Annotated in this window: 16 protein-coding genes and 1 pseudogene; 3 read left to right on the top strand and 14 right to left on the bottom strand. The window is 70.0% G+C overall.

Annotation, left to right across the window (positions count from 1 at the left end):
- Positions 1-41: 41 nt before the first annotated feature.
- From SMIR_RS22185 to rsmI, 11 genes are all read right to left on the bottom strand, one after another.
- Positions 42-746, bottom strand: coding sequence for a helix-turn-helix transcriptional regulator (locus SMIR_RS22185; protein ID WP_099922224.1), 705 nt, complete (start codon positions 744-746; stop codon positions 42-44).
- Between the two features lie 225 nt (positions 747-971).
- Positions 972-2,816, bottom strand: a complete 1,845-nt coding sequence (locus SMIR_RS22180) for a BamB-related PQQ repeat family beta-propellar protein (protein WP_212727281.1) — start codon at positions 2,814-2,816, stop codon at positions 972-974.
- Between the two features lie 91 nt (positions 2,817-2,907).
- On the bottom strand, positions 2,908-4,755 hold the full coding sequence (locus tag SMIR_RS22175; RefSeq protein WP_168492478.1) for a BamB-related PQQ repeat family beta-propellar protein: 1,848 nt from the start codon (positions 4,753-4,755) through the stop codon (positions 2,908-2,910).
- Between the two features lie 238 nt (positions 4,756-4,993).
- Positions 4,994-6,802 (bottom strand): ABC-F family ATP-binding cassette domain-containing protein, encoded by a 1,809-nt coding sequence (locus tag SMIR_RS22170; protein ID WP_168492480.1) that lies wholly within the window; start codon positions 6,800-6,802, stop codon positions 4,994-4,996.
- Positions 6,803-6,968: 166 nt separating this feature from the next.
- A complete protein-coding gene (locus SMIR_RS22165) occupies positions 6,969-8,330 on the bottom strand; it encodes an acyltransferase family protein (RefSeq protein ID WP_168492482.1) in 1,362 nt (453 codons plus the stop codon).
- Between the two features lie 110 nt (positions 8,331-8,440).
- A complete protein-coding gene (locus SMIR_RS22160; protein WP_248002951.1) occupies positions 8,441-9,376 on the bottom strand; it encodes a 4-(cytidine 5'-diphospho)-2-C-methyl-D-erythritol kinase in 936 nt (311 codons plus the stop codon).
- The gene (gene rsmA, locus SMIR_RS22155) at positions 9,373-10,299 is read right to left on the bottom strand and encodes a 16S rRNA (adenine(1518)-N(6)/adenine(1519)-N(6))-dimethyltransferase RsmA (protein ID WP_212727280.1); all 927 of its coding nucleotides are present in this window, start codon (positions 10,297-10,299) and stop codon (positions 9,373-9,375) included. The genes SMIR_RS22160 and rsmA overlap by 4 nt, the downstream gene beginning before the upstream one ends.
- Positions 10,300-10,416: 117 nt before the next feature.
- Positions 10,417-11,838 carry a resuscitation-promoting factor gene (locus SMIR_RS22150; RefSeq protein WP_248002952.1) on the bottom strand — a complete coding sequence of 474 codons (1,422 nt, stop codon included), beginning with the start codon at positions 11,836-11,838 and terminating at the stop codon, positions 10,417-10,419.
- 139 nt (positions 11,839-11,977) lie between these two features.
- Positions 11,978-12,850: a TatD family hydrolase gene (locus SMIR_RS22145; protein WP_168492486.1), complete on the bottom strand. Its 873-nt coding sequence runs from the start codon at positions 12,848-12,850 to the stop codon at positions 11,978-11,980.
- A 90-nt stretch (positions 12,851-12,940) separates the two neighbouring features.
- On the bottom strand, positions 12,941-13,375 hold the full coding sequence (locus tag SMIR_RS22140; RefSeq protein ID WP_212727279.1) for a hypothetical protein: 435 nt from the start codon (positions 13,373-13,375) through the stop codon (positions 12,941-12,943).
- Positions 13,376-13,575: 200 nt separating this feature from the next.
- Positions 13,576-14,433, bottom strand: a complete 858-nt coding sequence (rsmI, locus tag SMIR_RS22135) for a 16S rRNA (cytidine(1402)-2'-O)-methyltransferase (RefSeq protein ID WP_168492490.1) — start codon at positions 14,431-14,433, stop codon at positions 13,576-13,578.
- Positions 14,434-14,527: 94 nt separating this feature from the next.
- Here rsmI and SMIR_RS22130 point away from each other — a divergent pair, with 94 nt between their 5' ends.
- Entirely contained in the window at positions 14,528-16,267 is a 1,740-nt protein-coding gene (locus SMIR_RS22130) for a dolichyl-phosphate-mannose--protein mannosyltransferase (protein ID WP_168492499.1), read from the top strand.
- A 288-nt stretch (positions 16,268-16,555) separates the two neighbouring features.
- On the opposite strand, the gene SMIR_RS22125 is transcribed toward SMIR_RS22130, so the two are convergent.
- The 3 genes and pseudogenes from SMIR_RS22125 to SMIR_RS22115 all read right to left on the bottom strand — a co-directional run bounded on the left by SMIR_RS22125 (position 16,556) and on the right by SMIR_RS22115 (position 18,885).
- Entirely contained in the window at positions 16,556-17,425 is an 870-nt protein-coding gene (locus tag SMIR_RS22125; protein WP_168492501.1) for an META domain-containing protein, read from the bottom strand.
- A 39-nt stretch (positions 17,426-17,464) separates the two neighbouring features.
- Positions 17,465-17,632 (bottom strand): annotated as a pseudogene (locus tag SMIR_RS22120) (pyridoxine 5'-phosphate oxidase C-terminal domain-containing protein); the annotation flags it as partial.
- An 845-nt stretch (positions 17,633-18,477) separates the two neighbouring features.
- Complete coding sequence (locus SMIR_RS22115; protein WP_212727278.1) at positions 18,478-18,885, bottom strand: hypothetical protein; 408 nt, start codon at positions 18,883-18,885, stop codon at positions 18,478-18,480.
- A gap of 873 nt (positions 18,886-19,758) precedes the next feature.
- Here SMIR_RS22115 and SMIR_RS44360 point away from each other — a divergent pair.
- Positions 19,759-20,637: a hypothetical protein gene (locus SMIR_RS44360; protein WP_168492507.1), complete on the top strand. Its 879-nt coding sequence runs from the start codon at positions 19,759-19,761 to the stop codon at positions 20,635-20,637.
- A gap of 551 nt (positions 20,638-21,188) precedes the next feature.
- The gene (locus tag SMIR_RS22105; protein ID WP_168492509.1) at positions 21,189-22,829 is read left to right on the top strand and encodes a penicillin-binding transpeptidase domain-containing protein; all 1,641 of its coding nucleotides are present in this window, start codon (positions 21,189-21,191) and stop codon (positions 22,827-22,829) included.
- Positions 22,830-22,923: the final 94 nt, after the last annotated feature.

Below are 22,923 nucleotides of genomic sequence, written 5' to 3'. Positions count from 1 at the left end.
TCTCCCGAGCGCGATCGGCGCCCGTGACGTCGTCGTCGGTCTCAGCCGGCGTCCTCCGCCGCGCCGCCGGGAGACGTCGGCACCGGCCCCGCCCGGTCCAGCAGTCCCGTCCTCGCGGCCAGGGCGGCCGCCTCCAGCCGCGACCCCACCCCCAGCTTCATCAGCACCCGCTGGACATGGGTCCGGGCGGTCGACGGAGCTATCCCCATACCGGCCGCGATGAGCCTCGTGTCCTCCCCGTCCGCGACCCTCACCAGGACCTCCACCTCGCGTGGGGTGAGCATCTGCAGAAGCCGCTGGCCCTCGTCGTCCGGTTGGGCGGCGGGGTTCAACAGCTCGCTGAAGGCGCCCTGGAGCAGGGCGGGGGCGACCGCCGCCTCGCCCGCCCTGGCCTTCATGATGGCGCGCTCGACTCCCTCTATGCGCTCGTCATGGCGTACGTAGCCCGACGCACCCGCGGCGAACGCGGCGGCGATGCCGCGCGGGTTCGGGACCGGGCCCAGGACCAGGACCGCCACCTGCGGACGCTCCCGTTTGATCCTGATCACCGGGTCGAAGATTCCCGGCTCGGCGGGTGTCGCCGTTCCGATCAGGCACACCTCCGGTGCCCTGGTGATCACCAGCTCCGCCGCTCCCGCGGCGGGCGCCGCCGCGGCGAGCACCCGGTGCCCCCGCAGTTTCAACGCCGAGGCCAACGCCTCGGCGAGCAGTCGGTGGTCGTCGACCACCATGAGCCGCACTCCCATCGAGCAACCCCCCAGTCCCCCCAAGCATCCCCACTGGTTCCCCGTGGATTAGGAGCCCCCCGGCTCTCCATCCCCCGGAAGCTACACGCTTGTTCGACGTTGCGCTTCCCCTACTGGTGAGAAGTGCCCCGGAATATCGAAATTCCTCGCATTCGGGAGTGATGAGGGGTAAGCGAACGGCCCCGTCCCTGAGCTGGGACGGGGCCATGGTCAAAAGAAGTTGACCTATTGCGAGCCGAACGCGATCACCAGGTATTCCTTCTCGGAGTCGCTGTACGGCTTGTGGGCGTAGATCCCGGACATGTACAGGTGACCCTTGCTGTAAAGGATCTCGGCGTAGTCCGGGAGCATGCTCGTCTCCGCGTCGTGGACCGACGCGGTCGCCGGGTTCTCCAGGAGTTTGGTCTCCTTGAAGGAGGTGCCGTCGATGCTCACGATCTGACCGCCCTTGTCGTAGGGCGGCCGCTTGTACGCCAGGAGGTTGCCGCCGTCCATGCGCAGCGGGGAGATGTCGTAGCCGTCGCCCGCGTCCGCGCGCTGGCCGGTCTGCTTGCCGGTGCCCAGGTCGAAGGCGACGATCTCGTTGATCTGGCCGGACTCGCCGCCGTCGTGCTGCTCGGTCGGGATGTAGAGCTTGTCGTTGCCGACCACCAGTCTCGCGCAGCTCTCGATCCTGGTGATGCCGTCGCACTTGGCCGCGTACGTCTTGCCCGGCGCGGAGATCCTGGTGCGCAGCTGACCGGTCTTGTTGTCGATGGAGAAGAAGTCCGAGATGCCGCTGCCGTCACCGGCGGAGTCGCCGACGTCGGCGGCCACCACCAGCGGGTTCGTCGACACGACGCTCGCGTACTCGATGCCGGGCGACATCTTGTACTCCGAGATCACCTTCCCGGACGTCGGGTCGATGGTCTGGATGTGCAACTGCCGCGTACTGCCGTACTCGCCGCACTTGCGGACCGCGACCAGCTTGTCGCCGCCGCCGTACCCGGCGTCGTAACAGCTGTCCGTGGGCTTCGGGACCCACAGCGCCTTGCCGGTGGAGATGTCGAACGCGGCGCCACCGTTGGTGCTGCCCACGGCGACGGTGTTCGCGCTGGTGGTGACGTTGTCGAGGCTGATCTTCTGGTCACCGGACTTGACCGACTTCGTCCACAGCAGCTTGCCTGCGGCGAGGTCGAGGGCGGAGACCTCGCTGCAGCCGTGCGAAGGCTTCGCCTTGGTCGGCATGGCGGGCTCGTAGACGATCGCGGTCCGGCCGGAGTCGGTGGTGTGGCGGCTGGCCGTGCACACCGGGCCGGGGAGCTTGATCGTCCAGACCTTGGCGCCCGAGTCGGGGTCGTAGCCGTTGATCTCGGCGTTGCCGCTCTTGGCGTACACCTTGTCGGTGAGCCAGGAGCCGACGGTGGACACGCTGCTCTCGGCGGGCACGGCGGGCGCGGGGACCTGGAAGAGGACCTTGGAACTGGTGTTGGCGGGGACCTTCTCCTTGCCGGTGGAACCGGTGGTCTTGTCGCCGCCCGAGCCGCCCTTGCCTCCGGTGCCGCCGCTCGTACCGGAGGAGTTGTTCTTGCTGTCGTCCTTGCCGGAGCTCGCGTACCAGACCCCGCCGCCGATGATCAGCGCGACGGCCGCGACGGCCGCCACGATGATGACCACCTGGCCGTTCAGTTTCCGCCCGCCGCCCCCGCCCTGGGGAACCTGGGGCTGCATCGGATAGGTCGGCGGTTGCTGCGGATAGCCGTAGCCGTACGGGGGGCCCGGGGGCTGGGCGGGCTGCTGGCCGGGGTAGCCGTATCCCGGCTGGGCCGGGGGTCCCTGAGGAGGCCCCTGCGGGGGCGCCTGCGGGTAGCCGTAGCCGGGACCCTGCGGAGGCTGCGGGGCGCCGAACCCACCGGGCGGCGGAGCCTGCGGCGCACCGAAGCCGCCCGGCGGAAGGTCCTGGGGGGCTCCGAAGCCACCCGGCGGCGGGTCCTGGGGCGCACCGAAGCCGCCCGGCGGAGGGTCCTGCGGGGCGCCGAAGCCGCCCGGCGGGGGCTGGTTCGGCGGTGGTGGGGGCGGCGGCTGGCTCATGACGTGTCTACCTCGGATGCGGATGCGTTGGGGACGGAGATGCCGGAGACGAAGAAGGTGGCGAACGGGGCGAAGGTGGCGTGCGCGTGCGTCACTTGCCGTAGGCCAGCATCAACTTCTCCTTCGACTGGTCGTTGCCCGTCAGCCGGGTGGTGGAGATGTAGAAGCGCCCGTCCACGTAGTCGACCGCCTTCGAGAAGAAGCCGTTCTCGACCGACGCCGTGCCCTGCGGGTTCTGCAGCAGCTTGGTGGGCTTGTGGCTGCTTCCGGTCGTGGGGATCGACACGATCTGCCCACCGGCGTCGTACGACGGCTCGACGTACGCGATCAGCTGCGTCCCGTCCATCTTCAGCGGCAGCATCGACTCGGCGGCCGGGGACTTGACGCGCCACTTCTCCTTGCCGGTCGACAGGTCGAAGGCGACGATCTCGTTGGCGCCGCTCTTCGCCTCGGTCGGCAGATAGAGCGTGTTCGCGTCGGCGGCGGTGCCGAAGCAGCCCGTCAGATCGCGGTCGAGGATGGCGAAACCGCACTCCGGCCTGAAGGCGTCGCTGCTCTTGAGCTGTGAGCGGACGGCGCCGTTGTCCTTGAACGTGGTGACGTTGACCTTCTTCTGATCCTTGTTGGTCATGTAGATGACGACGGGATCGACGGAGTAGGTGCGCTCGACCGTCCAGCCCTTGGGGATCTTCGTGGTCCACTTGGCCTTGCCGGTGGCCGGGTCCAGCTCCTGCACCTCGTCGTGCTCGGTGTCGGTGGCGGCACCGCAGGAGGCGACGGACAGCAGCTTGGCGCCGCCCGCGAACGCGGCCGGGTAACAGGCCTGGCCGTAGTTCGTCTTGTCCCAGAGCTTCTTGCCGCTGGTGATGTCGTACGCCGTGCCGGACTGCGAGCGGCCGACCATCAGCGTCTTGCCGGTGACCGACAGATCGACGGTGAGCGTGCTGTCGAAGAGCGCTCCGTCGGCGACCTTGCCGCTCCAGCCCTTGGCACCGGTCGCGAGGTCTATCTGCTGGAGCTGGTTGCACTTGGCGTTGTCGCCGGCACCGCTCTTGTACGCCACGACGACCTTGTCGTCGGACGTCTTCTGCGGGGTGACCGCGCAGATCGGCTGCGGGAACGTGATCGGGTCCCAAGTGGGCTTGCCGTCCCCGACGTTGTACGCGAACACCTGCTTGTACGCGGCCTTCACCGCCGTCTTGTCGGTGATCCACAGGCCGGGGGCGTCGGCGCCTGAACCGGGCGCGTCGGGCGCCTGCTTGTACCAGAGCACCTTCGCCTCACCGGCCTGGCGGCCCGCGTTGAGGTTCTCGGGGTCCCCGCCGCCGTTGCCGCCGCCGTCACCGGGGTTGACCGGATCGGCGGAGGAGGAGGCCTTCCCGCCCTTGCTGTCCTGGGCGACCGGCTTCTTGCCGTCGTCGCCGCCCCCGCCGCTGACGGCCCAGACGGTCCCGCCGACGACGAGCAGCGCGGCCACGGTGGCGCCGATGACCACGGCCGGGCGGCCCTTGAAGGGGTTCTTGGAACCACCGGGAGGAGGCGGAGGGGTGCCCGGGCCGCCGGGGCCGCCCGGGTACTGCGCCTGGCCCGGATAGCCGTATCCGGGCTGCTGACCGTAGGCGGGCTGCTGACCGTACGGGCCGGGCTGGGCGTACGGCCCCGGCTGCTGCGGCGGTTGTGCGTACGGGCCCCCCGGCTGCTGCGGCGGTTGTGCGTACGGGCCGGGCTGGGCGTAGGGCCCGGGCTGCTGCGGATATCCGTAACCGGGCGCCGGCGGACCGGCGGGCGGAGGGGGCGCGCCCTGGGGCGCGTTGGAGGGTGCGCCGAACCCGCCCTGCGCCGGTGCCGCCGGTGGAACCGGTGGCGTCGACGGCGTCGGTGGCTGGTCCTGCGGTGCTCCGAAGCCACCCTGCGGCGGCTCACTCGGCGGCTGACTCATCAGCGCGTTCCCCCTCATTCACTGATGTGGCGCCCCACCGGCGGCGCGGTCGGCGGCGCCGATTTCGCGCCACACCGGTGGTTCTCAGACTGTTCTCAGACGGACCTTTCTATCACTCTGGAGACCTCGAACCAGGGGCCGGTACTCCCCCTGTTCCCAAGGGAGGACCGGCCCGTGATGCCCTCGTTACGCGCCTTCACGCGCCCTTCACGGGACGCGCGCGCCGCCTGCCAGAGGCTTACGCGTCTTCCGCGAGCTCCAGCCAGCGCAGCTCCAGTTCCTCGCGCTCACCGGTCAACTGACGCAGTTCGGCGTCGAGTTTGGCGACCTTCTCGAAGTCCGTGGCGTTGTCGGCGATTTGGGTGTGGAGCTTGCTCTCCTTCTCGGAGATCTTGTCGAGCTGACGCTCGATCTTCTGCAGCTCCTTCTTCGCGGCGCGGGCGTCGGCGGCGGAGGCGGCCCTGGCGGACGGCGCGGGCGCGGCGGCGAGTACGGCGGCCGCGGCGACCTCCTCCATGCGCTTGCGCCGCTCCAGGTACTCGTCGATCCCGCGCGGCAGCATCCGCAGGGTGCTGTCGCCGAGGAGCGCGAACACGTTGTCCGTCGTGCGCTCGATGAAGAACCGGTCGTGGGAGATCACGATCATCGAGCCGGGCCAGCCGTCGAGCAGGTCCTCCAGCTGGGTCAGCGTCTCGATGTCGAGGTCGTTGGTGGGCTCGTCGAGGAAGAGGACGTTGGGCTCGTCCATGAGCAGCCGCAGCAGCTGAAGCCGCCGCCGCTCACCACCGCTGAGGTCTCCGACGGGCGTCCACTGCTTCTCCTTGTTGAAGCCGAACGTCTCGCAGAGCTGCCCCGCGGTCAGCTCGCGCCCCTTGCCCAGGTCGACCCGGTCACGGACGGCCTGCACGGCCTGCAGCACCCGCCAGGTCGGGTCGAGCTCGGCGACCTCCTGCGACAGATAGGCGAGCTTGACGGTCTTGCCGGTGCTGATCCGCCCGGCGACGGGCTGCGTCTCCCCCTCGCTGCGGGCGGCCTCGGCCATGGCTCGCAGAAGAGAGGTCTTGCCGGCTCCGTTCACACCCACGAGCCCGACCCGGTCGCCGGGCCCGAGCTGCCAGGTGAGGTGCTTGAGCAGGACCTTCGGGCCGGCCTGCACCGTCACATCCTCAAGATCGAAGACCGTCTTGCCCAGCCGCGAGCTGGCGAACTTCATCAGCTCGCTCTTGTCGCGCGGCGGCGGCACGTCCGCGATCAGCTCGTTGGCGGCCTCGACACGGAAGCGCGGCTTGGAGGTACGGGCGGGGGCGCCGCGCCGCAGCCAGGCCAGCTCCTTGCGCACCAGGTTCTGCCGCTTGACCTCCTCGGTGGCGGCGATGCGCTCACGCTCCGCGCGCGCGAAGACGTAGTCGGAGTACCCGCCCTCGTACTCGTACACCGCGCCCTTCTGCACGTCCCACATACGGGTGCAGACCTGGTCGAGGAACCACCGGTCGTGGGTCACGCACACCAGCGCCGACCGCCGTTCCCGCAGGTGCTGGGCGAGCCAGGCGATGCCCTCCACGTCCAGATGGTTGGTGGGCTCGTCGAGGATGATGAGGTCCTGCTCCTCGATGAGCAGCTTGGCGAGCGCGATACGGCGGCGCTCACCGCCGGAGAGCGGGGCGATGACCGTGTCGAGCCCCTGCGGGAACCCCGGCAGGTCCAGCCCGCCGAACAGCCCCGTCAGGACGTCCCTGATCTTGGCGTTGCCCGCCCACTCGTGGTCGGCGAGGTCGCGGATGACCTCGTGCCGGACGGTGGCGGTGGGGTCGAGTGAATCGTGCTGGGTCAGCACCCCCAGATGCAGCCCGCCGGAGTGCGTGACGCGGCCGGTGTCGGCCTCCTCCAGCTTGGCGAGCATGCGGATGAGGGTGGTCTTGCCGTCGCCGTTCCGCCCGACCACACCGATCCGGTCGCCCTCGCTGACGCCGAGGGAGACTCCGTCGAGCAGGGCACGGGTGCCGTACACCTTGCTGACGGACTCGACATTGACCAGGTTGACGGCCATTTCTCTCCTGAACAAGGGGGACGATCGACCCTCAAGGGTAGTCCGGCTCCCTCACCTCCCGAGCCACACGGGTGGGGGCCCGGGGCGCAGCCCCGGCCCCCAGGGGCGCGGGGAACCGCGCGACCGGCCCCCACCGGCCCGCAGACAACGCACCCGCCCCGCATATTCACGCGGCCACGGCCGCAGGCCGCCCACGTCCCGCCCGCTCCACCAGCAGCCACCCCGCGAGCGTCATCGCCACGGCGACCGGAGCCGTCACCCGGACCACGATCAGTACCGCCGTACGCCCTTCCAGCAACCCGCCGAACCCGACCATGGAGAGCCCGAGCACCCCGAAGAGGCACAGCGTCACGCCGAGCGCGGCGGCCGGCCGCGCACCCGCGGACGGTGCCCCCGGCTCCCGTACGACCGCCGCAGAGGGCTGTTCGAACCTCCGGAACACGGTGACGAGCAGCGCCGTCACCACACCGGCCACCACCACCCGCACCGGCACCTGGGCCCACCACGCCCCCGTCGCGGGCTCCGGCAGCCGTACGCCGAGGGCCAGCAGCGCCCCGTACACACCGAGCATCGCGGTGAGGTGCCACAGGAAGGCCGTCATGGACACGCCGTTGGCCGCGACGACCGCACGCCACACCCGCGGCCGGCGCAGCCACCGCTGCGCGGCGCCCCGCAGCAACTCCACCCCGCCGACCAGCCACAGCCCGTGGCACAGCAGCGCGAAGGTGGGCGGCGCCATGTTGGAGATCTTCTCGCCGGGCATCCCGACCATGGACAGCGGATACGGCCCGTACGCCACCAGCGCCACTGCCCCGGCGAGCCCTGCGCCCGCGAGGAGGTAGGGACGTCCCAGCTTCCCGTCCGCGCGCAGGAATCCGAGCTGATGGACGGCGAGCCAGACGAACGCGAAGTTCAGGAACTCCACGTACGGCACACCGAACCCGAACCGCAGCACGTCCACGAGTCCGGCCGCGGCGACGAGCCCGCCGAACGCGCCCCACCCGTACCGCTCGTGCAGCCGCAGCAGCGGCGGCGTGAAGGCCACCATCGCCAGATAGATCCCTATGAACCACAGCGGCTGGGCAACGAGTCGTAGCGACACGTCCAGCAACCCGCCTTCCCTGCCCGCGAGTTGCAGAGCGAGCGCGAGCGCTCCCCACACGCCGATGAACACCACGGTCGGCCGCAGCAGCCGTTGCAACCGGGCGCGCAGGAAGACGGAGTAGAGAGCCTCTCCCCCGTTCTCCCCGGCCTTGCGTCGCAGCGAGCGGTACGACAGTGCGTGCGAGAAGCCGCCGACGAAGAAGAAGACGGGCATCACCTGGAGGGCCCAGGTGAGCAGCTGGAGGCGGGGTTCCACGGCGAGCAGGTTCCCGACCTCGGCCCGTCCGTCGCCGCGCACCGACACGGCGGCCATCAGCCAGTGCCCGAGCACCACCGTGCCGAGCGAGGCGACCCGCAGCAGGTCGACGTACTTGTCGCGCGAGGCGGGTGTGGCCGCGGCGAGGGCGTGAGCGCTTGATGCCATACGAGTACGGTCGCGCCGTCCGCCGCTACGGCGTCAGCGCGCCCGTACTCAGTTTGCCTCTGAGTACCGCGACCCCGTGACGTGCCTCTGAGTACCGGCGCCCGTGCGGGTCAGACGGCCGTCGCGCCGGGGGCGGGCCCGTCGGTGACCCGTACCGTCCGGCAGGTGCCGGAGGCGCGCAGCGCGTCGGCGACCGCGCGCGCGGCCTCGGCGTCCGCCGCGAGGAAGGCCGTGGTCGGCCCCGAGCCGGAGACCAGGGCCGCGAGCGCACCGGCGTTCCGCCCCGCGGCGAGCGTGTCGGCGAGGGCCGGGAAGAGGGAGAGGGCGGCGGGCTGGAGGTCGTTGGAGACGGCGCGGGCGAGGGCCCCGGCGTCCCCCTTGGCCAGCGCGTCGAGCAGCTCCTGCGAGGCGACCGGCTCCGGGATCCGCACTCCCTCGTTCATCCGGTCGAACTCCCGGAAGACCGCCGGGGTCGACAGCCCGCGCTCGGCGATCGCGAAGACCCAGTGGAAGGTCCCGCCGACCTCGAGCGTCCGCAGCTGCTCGCCCCGTCCGACGCCCAGCGCCGCCCCGCCCACCAGGCTGAACGGCACGTCACTGCCCAACTCGGCGCAGATGTCGAGGAGTTCCTCACGTGAGGCGTTCGTCCCCCACAGGGCGTCGCAGGCGAGCAGCGCGCCGGCACCGTCGGCGCTGCCGCCCGCCATGCCGCCCGCGACCGGGATGTCCTTGGCGATGTGGAGGTGGACGGCCGGTTCGATGCCGTACCGGCGGGCGAGTTCGAGGGCCGCACGGGCAGCCAGGTTCGTGGCGTCGAGGGGGACCTGGTCGGCGTCCGGGCCCTCGCAGGTGATCCGCAGCTCGTCCGCCGGCACCACGGTGACCTCGTCGTACAGCCCTACGGCGAGGAAGACGTTGGCCAGGTCGTGGAAGCCGTCGGGGCGGGCGGCGCCGACGGCGAGCTGGACGTTGACCTTGGCGGGGACTCGAACGGTCACGACGTCCGTGCCCGTGCCCGACTTGGGCTCGGTCTTCGACTCCGTCACGGCTGAGTGCTCTCCTTGTTCTCTGCCTTGCTCTCGGCGTTCTCGGCCTTGCTCTCGGCGTTCTCGGCCTTGTTCTCGGCGATACGGGCGAACTCCTCCACCGTCAGCGACTCCCCGCGGGCCTGCGGTGAGACCCCGGCGGCGACGAGCGCGGCCTCGGCGGCGGCCGCGGAACCGGCCCACCCGGCGAGGGCGGCGCGCAGCGTCTTGCGCCGCTGGGCGAAGGCGGCGTCGACGACCGCGAAGACCTCGCGCTTGGAGGCCGTGGTCCTGATGGGCTCGGCGCGCCTGACGAGCGACACGAGGCCGCTGTCGACGTTCGGCGCGGGCCAGAAGACGTTCCGTCCGATGGAGCCGGCCCGCTTCACGTCGGCGTACCAGTTGGCCTTGACGCTCGGCACGCCGTACACCTTCGAGCCGGGGTCGGCGGCGAGCCGGTCGGCGACCTCGGCCTGCACCATCACCAGCGTGCGCTCGATGGTCGGGAAGGTGCCGAGCATGTGCAGCAGCACGGGTACGGCGACGTTGTACGGGAGGTTCGCGACGAGGGCGGTGGGGGCGGGGCCGGGGAGCTCGTTCACGTGCATGGCGTCGGTGTGCACGAGTGCGAAGCGATCGGCGCGGGCCGGCATACGGGCGGCGATGGTCGCCGGGAGCGCCCCCGCGAGTACGTCGTCGATCTCCACGGCGACGACCCGGTCGGCCGCCTCCAGCAGCGCGAGGGTCAGCGAGCCGAGGCCGGGGCCGACCTCGACGACCACGTCGTCGGCCCGTACGCCGGCGGTGCGCACGATGCGGCGCACGGTGTTGGCGTCGATCACGAAATTCTGGCCGCGCTGCTTGGTGGGCCGCACACCGAGGGCACCCGCGAGCTCGCGGACGTCGGCGGGGCCCAGGAGGGCGTCGGGGGTGGGGCTGTTCACGCCCCAAGACTACGGGGGTGCGGGCCGCGCCCCGCAGGGACGCGGGGCGTTGCTGGCTGTGCGGCTCCGCCGCGTGGGCGCGAGCAACCCCCACCGGGCCCGCAGCCGGAGAACCCGTCAGCTGTGCAGATGGGCTCCGCAGTGGGGCCACGGGCTCGCGCCCCGGCGGACGTACAGCTTCTTCGCCCGGCGGGTCTGCTCCGCGGCCGGCGCGTCCTGGGGCCGCCCGGACCCCCCGAGCGTGTGCCAGGTGTGGGTGTCGAACTGGTACAGGCCGCCGTAGGTGCCGGAGGGGTCCACGGCGCCGGGGCGACCGCCGGACTCGCACGCCGCGAGCCCGGACCAGTTCAGATGGTCCGCAACCTGCGCGGAATCGGGCCGCGGCTTCGTACCGACCCGCACCACCTGCCCCCGCGGCTCCCGCACCACCTCGTCCCCGAGCCTCCGCGGCTTCTGCCTGACCCCGTTGACGGTCCGCAGCAGGTAGGTGACCCGCCGGGTCCCGGGTTCCCCGGCCCGGTCGACGACCTCGGTGCCACGGAACAGCGAGGAGTCGTTCGTCCGTGTCGTCCGGAAGGGGATCGCCTCCTCGCGGACCTCCTGGGTGCCGGTGATCCGCATGACGCTGACCGTCTGTCCGTCCCGGGGGAAGCTCCCCGACGGGACGGACGTCGTGTCCTCGCCGTGGAGGGTGATCCCGGCCTCCTCGACGGCCTCGCCGACGGTCGCCGCGTTCGTCCGGATCGTCCGCGCCCGCCCGTCCGCCATGATCGTCACCGTCCGCTCGGTGCGGACGTCGAGCGCGAGGCCCTCCCGGCCGATGCGCCGGGAGCGCGAGGTCGACAGGTACGCCCCCTCGCCGCGCACCCCGAGCTGCTGGAGCGCCCCGTCCACCGTGTGCGCCGTCGTCCACACCTCGTGCGGCTGTCCGTCGAGGGTGAGCCGCACGGGCCGCCCGTAGTGGACCGCGATCTCGTCGCCGCTGGTCAGCTCGGTGCCGGGGGCGGGCGCGACGACGTCGTGCTCGCCGACGCGCACGCCCTCCTCGGCGAGGAGTCCGGTCACATCGTCGGCGAAGGTGTGCAGCGTGCGCGCCTTCCCGTCGACGCTGAGCTCGATGGCCTTGTCGTTGGCGACGAAGGCGGAGGCGCCACCGGCGAGGAAGGCGACGACCAGCGCCTGGGGCAGCAGCCGCCGCAGCGGGTCGGGACGCTCGGCGGCGCGCCGGCGCCGGGCGGCGCGCCGGGCAGCGGCCCGCCCGCCGGACCGGGGCTCCCCCTCCGACTCCTCCGTCGGATCCCCGAACGCCTGCGTCCGCGTCCGCACCAACGTCGGTGTCTGCGTCTGCCGGGGCAGTATCGGCTCGGTCGGCGCCTGGGACGCCGCCAGCGCCTCGTACGCGGGCCGGTAGGTGTCCACGTAGCCGCCGCGGTACGGGCTTCCGGCACCGTACGGCGACTGTTCACCACTCTCTCGGTCCTCGAACGACGTTTCAGTCAGGCCATACGTCTCGTACTGCGACTTGGGCGAGTTGCTCACGACGACACGCTCCAGGAGATCCGGATCGGGCGACCAGAACCTAGCGGAGCGGTCGTCACTCTCCCAAGCAACGCGGCTACGCTGTGTCGCGACACTGCCCTGAGGTGTGACCCGGAAAATTGGCCGGAAGCGTTATCCCTCAGTAACCGAAGGCCCGCGCCGTGTTCACAGAGAGCGCCGTTGCCAACGTGTCCTCATCGATGCCCCGCACGGCCGCCATGGCGCGCACCGTGACCGGAATGAGATAAGGCGCGTTAGGCCGTCCGCGGTACGGGGCGGGGGTCAGGAAGGGCGCGTCGGTCTCGACCAGGACGAGCTCCAGGGGGGCCGCGGCCAGCGCGTCGCGCAGTGGCTGGGCGTTCTTGAAGGTCATGTTTCCGGCGAAGGACATGTAGTACCCGGCCTGGGCGCAGATTTCGGCCATCGCCGCGTCGCCGGAGTAGCAGTGGAAGACGGTCCGCTCGGGCGCGCCCTCCTCCTTCAGGACGCGCAGCACGTCGGCGTGCGCGTCGCGGTCGTGGATGACCAGGGCTTTTCCGTGCCGCTTGGCGATCTCTATGTGGGCGCGGAAGGAGCGCTCCTGGGCGGCCTTGCCTTCGGGGCCCGTACGGAAGTAGTCGAGCCCGGTCTCGCCGACGCCCTTGACCTGGGGAAGGGCGGCGAGGCGGTCGATCTCGGCGAGGGCCTCGTCCAGGGCGCCGTCGCCGCCGGGCCCCCGTGCGCCCTGGCGGGACCAGCCGTCGGGGTCGCCGTGCACGATACGGGGTGCCTCGTTGGGGTGCAGGGCGACGGTGGCGTGGACGGCCTCGTACGCGGCGGCGGTCTCGGCCGCCCAGCGGGAGCCCTTCAGGTCGCAGCCGACCTGGACGACCGTGGTCACGCCGACCGAGGCGGCCTTGGCGAGTCCTTCGTCGACGGTGCCGGACTGCATGTCGAGGTGGGTGTGCGAGTCGGCGACGGGGACGCGCAGCGGCTCGGGGAGCGGTGGCGCTTCGGTCTTGTCGGAGGGCATGCCTCGATCCTACGAAAGGAGAGCATGCCCCCGATCCCGCGAAGGGTGCGGGCCGGACCTCACCCGGGCGAGGTCACCGCGCTCCCGCGATCAGCCCGCCTTGCGGTGGTGGAAGGGGTGCAGCAGGTCGGAGAGGTGCCAGTGGTGGGGTTCCTTGGGCACGGCCGGCTGGTCGAGGGCCTCGTCGTGGACCTGCTCGTCGTGGGCCTGCTCGGGGTGGGCCGACACCGGGCGGTGCGTGTGCTGGTGCATGGAGTTCTGGACGGAGGACACCTGTCCGGCGCGCATGATGCGCACCACGTGTCCGTCGCAGTTCTGGCAGGAGGGCCGGCTCAGCGGGGACGGCACGACATGGCCGTCCGCCACGTACATCACGAACTCGCCGCCCTCGGCGTCGCGGTGGTGCTCTATCTCGAACGACTGCTCCCAGCCGTGCCCGCAGCGCATGCATGCGAAGGAATACGACTCGTTGACGACGGCGGTCGCCGCGCTGCGGCTGCCGGTCTGCCCTGCGATCTCACTCATGCCAGCTCCTGCTGTTCCGCTGGACAAGCGCCCCCGGTCGGCGGGGGCGAGGGACGGGTACGTCCCTTCGACCAGTGGACGCTTCTCCGGGCGGGAACGCATCAGGCCTGTCGACTATTGGAGTCGTTTTGGCCTTTCCTTGTCGGAATGCCTCGGAGACACGGCCTGAGCTTTGCTTTCCGTGCCGGCCCTTTGCTCTTCTATGGGGCGCTGTGCGCCGCGTTCTTTGCCGCGACCACCGCATCGAAGACGTCGCGCTTGGGAATTCCGGCCTCGGCCGCGACCGCCGCGATGGCCTCCTTGCGGCGCTCTCCCGCCTCTTCCCGCACCCGCACCCTGCGCACCAGTTCGGCCGCGTCAAGTTCCTCGGCGCCCTTCTCCGGCGCGCCCTCGACCACCACCGTGATCTCCCCGCGTACGCCCTCGGCGGCCCAGGCCGCCAGCGCGCCCAGCGGCCCGCGCTTGATCTCCTCGTACGTCTTGGTCAGCTCGCGGCAGACGGCGGCCCGCCGACCGTCCCCGAAGACCTCGGCCATCGCGGCGAGGGTGTCGTCGAGGCGGTGCGGGGCCTCGAAGTAGACCATCGTGCGGCGCTCGCCCTCGACCTCCCGCAGCCGGGACAGCCGCTCGCCCGCCTTTCTCGGCAGGAACCCCTCGAAACAGAACCGGTCGACGGGCAGCCCGGACAGCGCGAGCGCGGTGAGCACGGCGGACGGGCCGGGTACGGCGGTGACCTTGATGTCCTTCTCGACGGCCGCGGCGACCAGCCGGTACCCGGGGTCGGAGACGGACGGCATCCCGGCGTCGGTCACCAGCAGCACGCGCGCCCCGCCGGCCAGCGCCTCGACGAGTTCGGGCGTACGGGCGGCCTCGTTCCCCTCGAAGTACGACACCACGCGCCCGGTGGGCTGCACGCCCAGCGCCTGGGTCAGCCGGCGCAGCCTGCGGGTGTCCTCGGCTGCGACGACGTCCGCGCCCGCCAGCTCCTGGGCGAGCCGGGGCGGGGCGTCGGCCACGTCGCCGATGGGGGTGCCGGCCAAAACAAGGGTTCCTGTCACGGTTCCATCCTCGCAGGGGCATTCGGCGGCAGCCGCATCCACCCATTAGGCCCGTGCACGGGACTCCCACAGACCTGTTCCCTACGATGGCGCGGTGACCAGTACCGCGTCCTCCACGGACACCCGGCAGGGCCAGGCAGCCGAAGAGCGGCGGCCGTCGTGGCAGCAGCGGCTGCGCCGCTTCGGATATACCGCGCCTCCAAGAAGCGATGTGCGTGATCGGCTCGTGCCGCCGTACGCCGAGCCCAGTCCCCGGATCTGGGCTGCGTTCGGGCTGCGCCACGAGGTCGCGGAACGCATCACGCGCTGGTCGGGCTGGGGCGGCCCGCTGCTCGTGACCCTGATGGCGGGGCTGATGCGGTTCTGGAACCTGGGCAGCCCGAAGGCGGTGATATTCGACGAGACGTACTACGCCAAGGACGCCTGGGCGCTGATCCACCGCGGGTACGAGGTCAACTGGGACAAGAACGCCAATGACCTGATCCTGCAGAACAACGGACACGTCGGCATCCCCTCCGACGCCGCCTATGTGGTGCACCCCCCGGTCGGCAAGTACGTCATCGGGCTCGGCGAATGGATGTTCGGCTTCAATCCGTTCGGCTGGCGTTTCATGACGGCGCTGCTCGGCACGCTGTCGGTGCTGCTGCTGTGCCGGATCGGGCGCCGGATGTTCCGCTCGACGTTCCTGGGCTGTCTGGCGGGCACGCTGATGGCGGTGGACGGGCTGCACTTCGTGATGAGCCGCACCTCGCTGCTCGACGGTGTGCTGATGTTCTTCGTGCTGGCGGCCTTCGGCTGTCTGATCGTGGACCGCGACCGGTCACGCGCCCGACTGGCGGCAGCCCTGCCCGCGGACGCGGACGGTCTCGTACGCCCCGACGCGCACATCGCCGAGACCACCCGCCTCGGCCGGCGCCCCTGGCGCTGGACGGCCGGTCTGATGCTGGGCCTGGCCCTCGGCACCAAGTGGAGCGGCCTGTACGTCCTCTTCGCGTTCTGCCTGATGGCGGTCCTGTGGGACGTCGGCGCGCGTCGGGTCGCGGGCGCCCGCCACCCGTACCTGTCGGCCCTCAAGCACGACACGGGCATCACGTTCCTCGCGACGGTCCCGGTGGCGATCGCCACGTACTTCATCTCCTGGACCGGCTGGATCCTCTCCCCCACCAACGGCAAGGGCGGCTACTTCCGCAACTGGGCCGCGACCGACGGCAAGGGCGGCAGCTGGACCTTCCTGCCCGACTGGCTGCGCAGCCTGTGGCACTACGAGCACGAGGTGTACGAGTTCCACGTCGGCCTCTCGTCCCCGCACACCTACCAGTCGAACCCGTGGAGCTGGATCGTCCTGGGCCGCCCGGTGTCTTACTTCTACGAGTCCCCGCTGCCCGGCAAGGACGGCTGCCCGGCGGACGCGGGCGGCAAGTGCGCCCGCGAGGTCCTGGCCCTGGGCACGCCCCTCCTCTGGTGGGCCGCCTGCTTCGCGATCGTCTACGTCCTGTGGCGCTGGGCGTTCCGCCGCGACTGGCGGGCGGGCGCGATCGCCTGCGGCATCGCGGCCGGCTACCTCCCCTGGTTCATGTACCAGGAGCGCACGATCTTCTTCTTCTACGCCATCATCTTCGTCCCGTTCCTGTGCCTGGCGGTCGCCATGATGATCGGCGCGATCCTCGGCCCACCCGGCTCCACGGAACGCCGCCGCGTCATCGGCGCGGCGAGCGCGGGCGTCCTGGTCCTCCTGATCGCCTGGAACTTCATCTACTTCTGGCCCCTGTACACGGGCACCGCGATCCCCATAGACCAGTGGCGGTCACGGATGTGGCTGGACACCTGGGTCTAGCTGGGCAGACGTAGCAAGGGGGCGCGGCAATCTGCCGCGCCCCCTTGGTCGTTGTTGGCCGTTGGCGGTTGTCGTTGGTCGCCCTCGCACGGCCCGAGGACGGCCCAGCTCTGGGCCCGGGAGATTTACAGACCGCGCGGCGGTCAGAACGTGAGCAGGGTCTTCGGCCGCGAAAAGCCCTGGTTCCCCATGGATGCCCCAGAGGCTCCCTCAGGGTCGGGTGCGGACCGCCGGCCGGCGAGCCGCACCGACTGTGAATCCAGACCCCTGGGCGCGGCGGTGTGCCGGTCACCTCACCCGGATGAAGTTGTAGGCGAGGCCGTCGAGGCCGGGGGTGCGGTCTACGAAGGTAATGTCGCGCGAGGCAACGACCGAGAACGTGCGCGGGTCCTGGTCGAGCAGGCCGTCCTCCTGGGACATGATCTTCCGTGAGCAGGTCCGGTGCGTGGTGCGGGTGAGCGGGTACAGCGTGACGTGCTCGCCTGCGAAGGCGGCCCGGCCCTTGAAGCCGTTGCAGCCTCCCTTTCCGGTGACCGTGCCGTCCCGGTGGAAGACGAAGTAGACCTCTTTGCCGGCCGTCATGTCGACGGGGGTGTCGGCGACGTCCAGATATTCGATTTGCCACGCCGCTCCGAAGAGCCCCTGAGGCCACAGCATTTGCAGCGCGACATAGTCGCCCCTCTGGTTCTTCAGGGTCATCGAGAATTCGTCGACCCGCTCGGCCACCGCCAGGGGGCCGCCGGTGAAGATCTTCCGCATCCGCTGCTCGAAGGCGCGCTCCTTCGCCGGACACGCGTCGTCCGGCGTCGCCCCCGACGTGTCCGTACCGACGGTGAGCGTCGTGGCGGTGACCGTGGCCGACGACTTGAACGGCGTGCATCCGTAGTCGCCCACGGCCGTGTTGTCGTAGCCGAACTCGACCCACGCGCCGGCGTCCGGCGGTGCGTCGATGTTGCGCCCGTCGACCGTGACCCAGTCGACCCGCCAGCGTGCGCCCAGGAGCCGCCCGCCGTAACCGCCCGGCCCCGTCGGCATGGTCCACGGCGTGGGCCGGTCCGGGGCCTTCCCCCCGCTCCCCGCCCGGGGCGAGCACGCGGTGACGGTGAGCAGAGCGACGAGCAGTGCGCCGAGAAAGGCGCCGGTCCGGTACATGCGCATGCCGATTCAGACCTCCGACCCACCTTCGGGGTTGCCCCGTCAGGGCCACAGCAGTTGCCGCGACCACCCCTCCGAGTCGTTCTTGCGACGGTAGGCCAGACGTACGTGCCTGCGGGCCGTATCGCCCTGGAAGAACTCCACATCCTCGGGCGGGAGGCGGTACAGCGTCCAGGTCGCCGCCGCGGCGTGCGGCTCCCGCCGGGCCCGCCCGCGACCGCGTCCCGGTCTGGCCCTCGCGACCTCGACGTGCGTCTCCGCTGATGCGAGCGCTGACATCCGGGTGGGCTGAGAGCTCGGCAGCTTTACAGTCCCCTCAAGATCGCCCGATCACGCGGGCCCCGACCAGGGGTTTTCTGTTTCTGTAGGGAGCGGCGGTTGATCGCCGTCCACGTCTCGTCCAAGGCACGCTCGCCTCACAACACGTCAGATCCCGGCTTGTTCGAATGGTCACCGGTGGCCGACGGCCCACACCCCCCGAAGCCGCCCTCGCGCTGCACGGAATCTCACGATCAAACCAGCCGAATGTAACTCTCCCCGGGATCCTGGCAAGGCACGACTCGCCATTGTCAAAGAAAGCGAGCCGTACCCTCGAAGACAAGCTCATCACGGGACCATGCAGAAATACGCGCGAGGTGACAGAGAGATGGCAAGATACAGGCGCCAAATCGCGTCCCGAATCGCTCCACTGGTTCGGATAGTTTCATGACCACCTCACGGCCACTATCCGTGACAGCGACAAGGCGGTCAATTCCCACCGCACACCGTGCCACTACGGACACAGGTGAGTCATCGGAATATCCGTAGGAGAAATTAACCATTGACTCCAGTGCAATAGGGCTTGTCCCACCGCCGCTGTCGATGAGGCGATCGCCACGAAACACATCAAGAAACGTGGCAATCACGCCTTCTCTGACCAGGCCGGCGCGCACCACCCATCGCATGTCCCCGGATTGACCAGTTAGTACCTCATCAAGGTCGTCCGCTGTGCCCACTCCCCATCCTTCCCAGTGAGGTGTGGCCCACCACCCTGGGGGGCCACACCTCACAGCGTTCTACCGGTGGATCCGAGCTGCCGGCTCGCCGTCGATGTTGTCCCAGTGGACGCTCACGACGTCACCATCGTTAAACGTGCGAGGCCTCTTGTAGCTGTACCAGTAAACGCCTGGTCCGTCCCCGTCAGGGCAGATGTTGTACCCGGTGTAGAGGAAACCCCAATTCCTGTGGTAGTGGGGGGCTGTGCATCCCACGTTCCCGAATCCCGAGGCGTTCATCTGTGTCACTCGGAGCCCGGTGCCGACCACGTCCAGGCACGTATCGGCGTCGCATTTGGATGCCGAGTTCGGATGGGCGACGATACCCATCGCCGCCGCGTCGTCGGGGTGAGCGTTGATGTATTCCTGAGACATCCATCCCCCGACGGCATCCCCCTCGGCGGACTCTACCCGGACATTGCCCTGCACAACTCCTCCGGTGTCAGCTTGGGCTGTCCCGAGCGTTAACGCGGACAGAGCGACTACCGTACTCGCGATTGCGAAGAATCTTCCCGCGGGCATCATGTTCCCCCATGGTCGCAGTGGTCGACTGCTTTCTTCGAACAGCGACGTTACCTGTGGGGTGCTAGTGACAGACAGCGAATCTCGGACATTCTTCGCCGTTCCTGGTGCTACAGGGACAGCGCCCCGGCGAAAGTCCATTGCATCGCGTCACGGAACGTCCTCTTCATGAGCCTCGCAAGGTGCGGTCCCTCACTCTCTGCGTGGACCACACCATCGGACATGGATGCCTCCAATAGGCGTCGCTCGTCGCCGTGTCGATTAGCCACCTCGACACGGTGTACGGGCGAACGATTCAGGCGGCACAACGTGGCCGAGACAGTTTTACAGCGGGCTACGCCCACCGTCTGCCACCTGCGGTTTTCCCTGAGCCCCCCTGCGCGTTTCCCGCTCCGGACGTACACGCACCTGATGCCGAATAGTGAGGGACGTACGCGAAAGGCCGTCGACAGCCTCTATGTCAAGTCCTCGCATGGAACCTCCGAGAAGCGCGCAGCGTAATCGCAGTGGTATCGCCGGCTTGGAGAGGCGAGGGGCCCCGGTCGCATTGCGTGCGACCGGGGCCCCTCGTTCCCGCCAAGGGCCTCCCCGCTCGCGGCACGCCGCTTCATCAGGGTCTCCACGTGGGCGACCGTGCAGATGGTTGCGCTCCGTTAGACCGATCGCTTGATCGTTCGGCGCGTTTGCCGCCAGGGCCGCCCAGCGGCGAAAAGCTGCCAGAGGATGCCCGAAAGCGGGATTCCCCATCCATTCGCTTGCTTCTCCGAGGAGTAATTGAGCATGAGTGCTGAGAACCGCACCCGGTCCGGCATGGGGCCGCTGCCCAGACAGGGCAGGTGGCGCGCCGGCGGTGCTGCGGCGTCGCTGGCCCTCGGGGTGCTTGGTTTCGCCCAACCTGCGCTTGCGGCCCCGTTGAGCTCTCTGTCGGCGCCCACGACCTCGGTAGGTGCCGTCGGCGGCGGTGACTGCCGGGACGACAGGAGTGCTCGCGGCGGCGCGCCCAGCTTCCGGGGCGACGGCCACGGACACAACGACAAGTGCAAGGTCGGACCACAGGGGCCGCAGGGACCGCAGGGCGCCACCGGATCGGAAGGACCTCAGGGCTCCACCGGCTCGCAGGGCTCGCAGGGCGTCACCGGACCGCAGGGATCGCAGGGCACCACCGGACCACAGGGAACCACCGGCTCGCAGGGCTCGCAGGGCGTCATCGGGCCGCAGGGAACCACCGGACCACAGGGAACCACCGGCTCGCAGGGCGTCATCGGGCCGCAGGGCGTCATTGGACCGCAGGGCGCCACCGGACCACAGGGCACCACCGGACCACAGGGCACCACCGGACCGCAGGGACCGGCAGGATCCGAACCGGTCTTCGGTCAGTTCCTCTCGACCCAGATCGTGCACGGCGCGACGCTCACTTGTGCGAGCACCACCACGAGCGCGTCCTCTACAACGTGCAATGGGCTAAAGATCAACGGTCTCGACGTCCAGCTCGCGGCTGGCGAAGCGACAGCCATCTGCAATGCCGTCACCGGTAAGGGCTACAGCTCGGGGAGTGGGTTCGGCACCGCCGCGACCCCCTACGTCATCTGGACCGGCACGACATGGGCACTCAGCTCGGCCGGCGCCCCGCCGATGCAAACTCTCAACTGCAATCGTTGAGCAGCGAGGCCGGTAGACGGCAAACCGCCCGCCGACAAACATGGGCCGTGAAAGTGCGCAAAACGGCAAATAGAGACGCGTGGGGGGTGTGTCCGCTGCGCAGCGTTCTACCCGCGAGGTGAGCCCCCATCCGGCCGACCGCTGGCCAGGGCGCCCCCTACGCCGCTCAAGATCACGGCCCACAGACGGCCCAGGCCGCCTGATACGTCTCCAGTCAAAGCAAAACACCCAGTTCAGAGCCCCGCGAGGGCTCCTCGCGCGGACTTCATCTACTTCTGGCCCCTGTACACGGGCACCGCGATCCCCATAGACCAGTGGCGGTCACGGATGTGGCTGGACACCTGGGTCTAGCTGGGCGGGTGCACGACGATGGCGCGGCGGGTGACTGCCGCGCCATCGTCGTTCCCTGCCGCGCCATCGTTGCTGTGTCTAACGATTCGGAGAATCTCCGCCCCACGTGTCACTCCTCCCGCATACAGTGCCCTGCAGACCGGCTTTTCTGAACGCGTTCAGAAGTTCGGGGGAGGGGTCCACGGGGAGGGTTTCGCGCGATGCGCAAGGGGGCAAAGGCCGCCGTCATCGGCAGTGTGTTCGCCGTGATGGTGGGGGGTGCCGGATACGGCGCCTTCAATGTGATGTCGGCGCTCAACGGGAGCGGGGGCGGGGGCTCGGGGAGCGGCGGACCCGCGGCCGTGAAGACGGGGCCGCCGAGCAGCGCGGAGGTCAAGGAGACCTCGACGAAGTTCTTCGCCGCCTGGGAGCAGGGTGACGCCGCCAAGGCCGCCGCCTACACCAACTTCGCCCAGAAGGCGCAGGAGTTGCTGGCTGGTTACCGCGACGACGCGCACCTCACCGGTGTGAAGATCACCCCGGGGGCGGCGGCGGGAGCCACCGTGCCGTTCTCCGTCAAGGCGACGGTGTCGTTCGAGGGGAAGTCCAAGCCCTTCGCGTACGACTCCCGGATGACCGTCGTGCGCGGCGAGACCACTGGGAAGGCGCTGGTCGACTGGAAGCCGTCCGTCGTGCATCCCGAGTTGCAGGAGGGAGACACGCTGGTCACGGGCGAGTCGGCGAGCCCGCCCATCGAGGCCGTGGACCGGAACAACGTTGTCCTGACGAAGGAGAAGTACCCCTCGCTGGGGCCGATCCTGGACGCGCTGCGCGAGAAGTACGGCGACACGGCGGGCGGTACGGCCGGAGTCGAGCTGGCGATCCATCACGCGACCGAGGGCGCGGGGGACACCGCCCTGGTGACCCTCGCCAAGGGCAAGGCCGGCAGGCTGCGCACCACCCTCAGCGCGAGCGTGCAGGCGGCGGCGGAGAAGGCGGTCGCCCGGTACGCCGAGTCGTCCGTGGTGGCCGTGCAGCCGAGCAGCGGCGAGGTGCTGGCGGTCGCCAACCACCGTGCGGACGGCTTCAACGCGGCCTTCCAGGGCACCCTGGCCCCCGGCTCCACGATGAAGATCATCACCGCGGCGATGCTCATCGACAACGGCGTGACCACCATGAACGGCCCGGCGCCCTGCCCGGAGACCGCGACCTGGCAGAGCCAGACCTTCCACAACCTCACCAACCTCGCGCCGAACGAGAAGGCGAGCCTCGCCAACAGCTTCATGCGGTCCTGCAACACGGCCTTCGTGAAACTGATCGACGAGAAGCCGCTCACGGACGAGTCCCTGACGACCGAGGCACAGACGCGCTTCGGCCTCGGCCAGAACAACTGGAAGACCGGCATCCCCTCCTTCGACGGCAGCGTCCCCGCCTCCGGCGGCCCGGACCGCGCGGCGAACGCGATCGGCCAGGGCCAGGTCCAGATGAGCCCGCTGAACATGGCGTCGGTCACGGCGACGGCGATGACGGGCACCTTCCGGCAGCCGGTCATCGTCTCGCCCAAGCTCGACGACCGGGAACTGGCGACGGCGAAGGGCCTGCCCAGCAGTACGTCCGCGCAGTTGCGCGCGATGATGAACCTCACCGCGACCAGCGGCACCGCCGCCCAGGTGATGGCGGGACTCGGCGGCAACATCGGCGCCAAGACCGGCTCCGCCGAGGTCGACGCCCAGTCCAAGTCGAACAGCTGGTTCACCGGCTATCGGAACGACATCGCGGCCGCCGCGATGACCCAGCAAGGCGGTCACGGGGTGGACGCGGCCGGTCCGATCGTCGCAGCTGTGCTACGAACGGGCGGCTGAAGTCACCCTTGACAGGGCGGGACCCTAGGGTGGGGGCTCTCGTTGAGGAGCATGAGGGTGCCGGGGGACTTGGGGAACAGGCGGAGGATCGAAA

Source organism: Streptomyces mirabilis (assembly GCF_018310535.1).
Taxonomy (GTDB): Bacteria; Actinomycetota; Actinomycetes; order Streptomycetales; family Streptomycetaceae; genus Streptomyces.
Note: the sequence above shows the minus strand (reverse complement) of the source record. Positions and strands in the feature narration are given on the sequence as shown.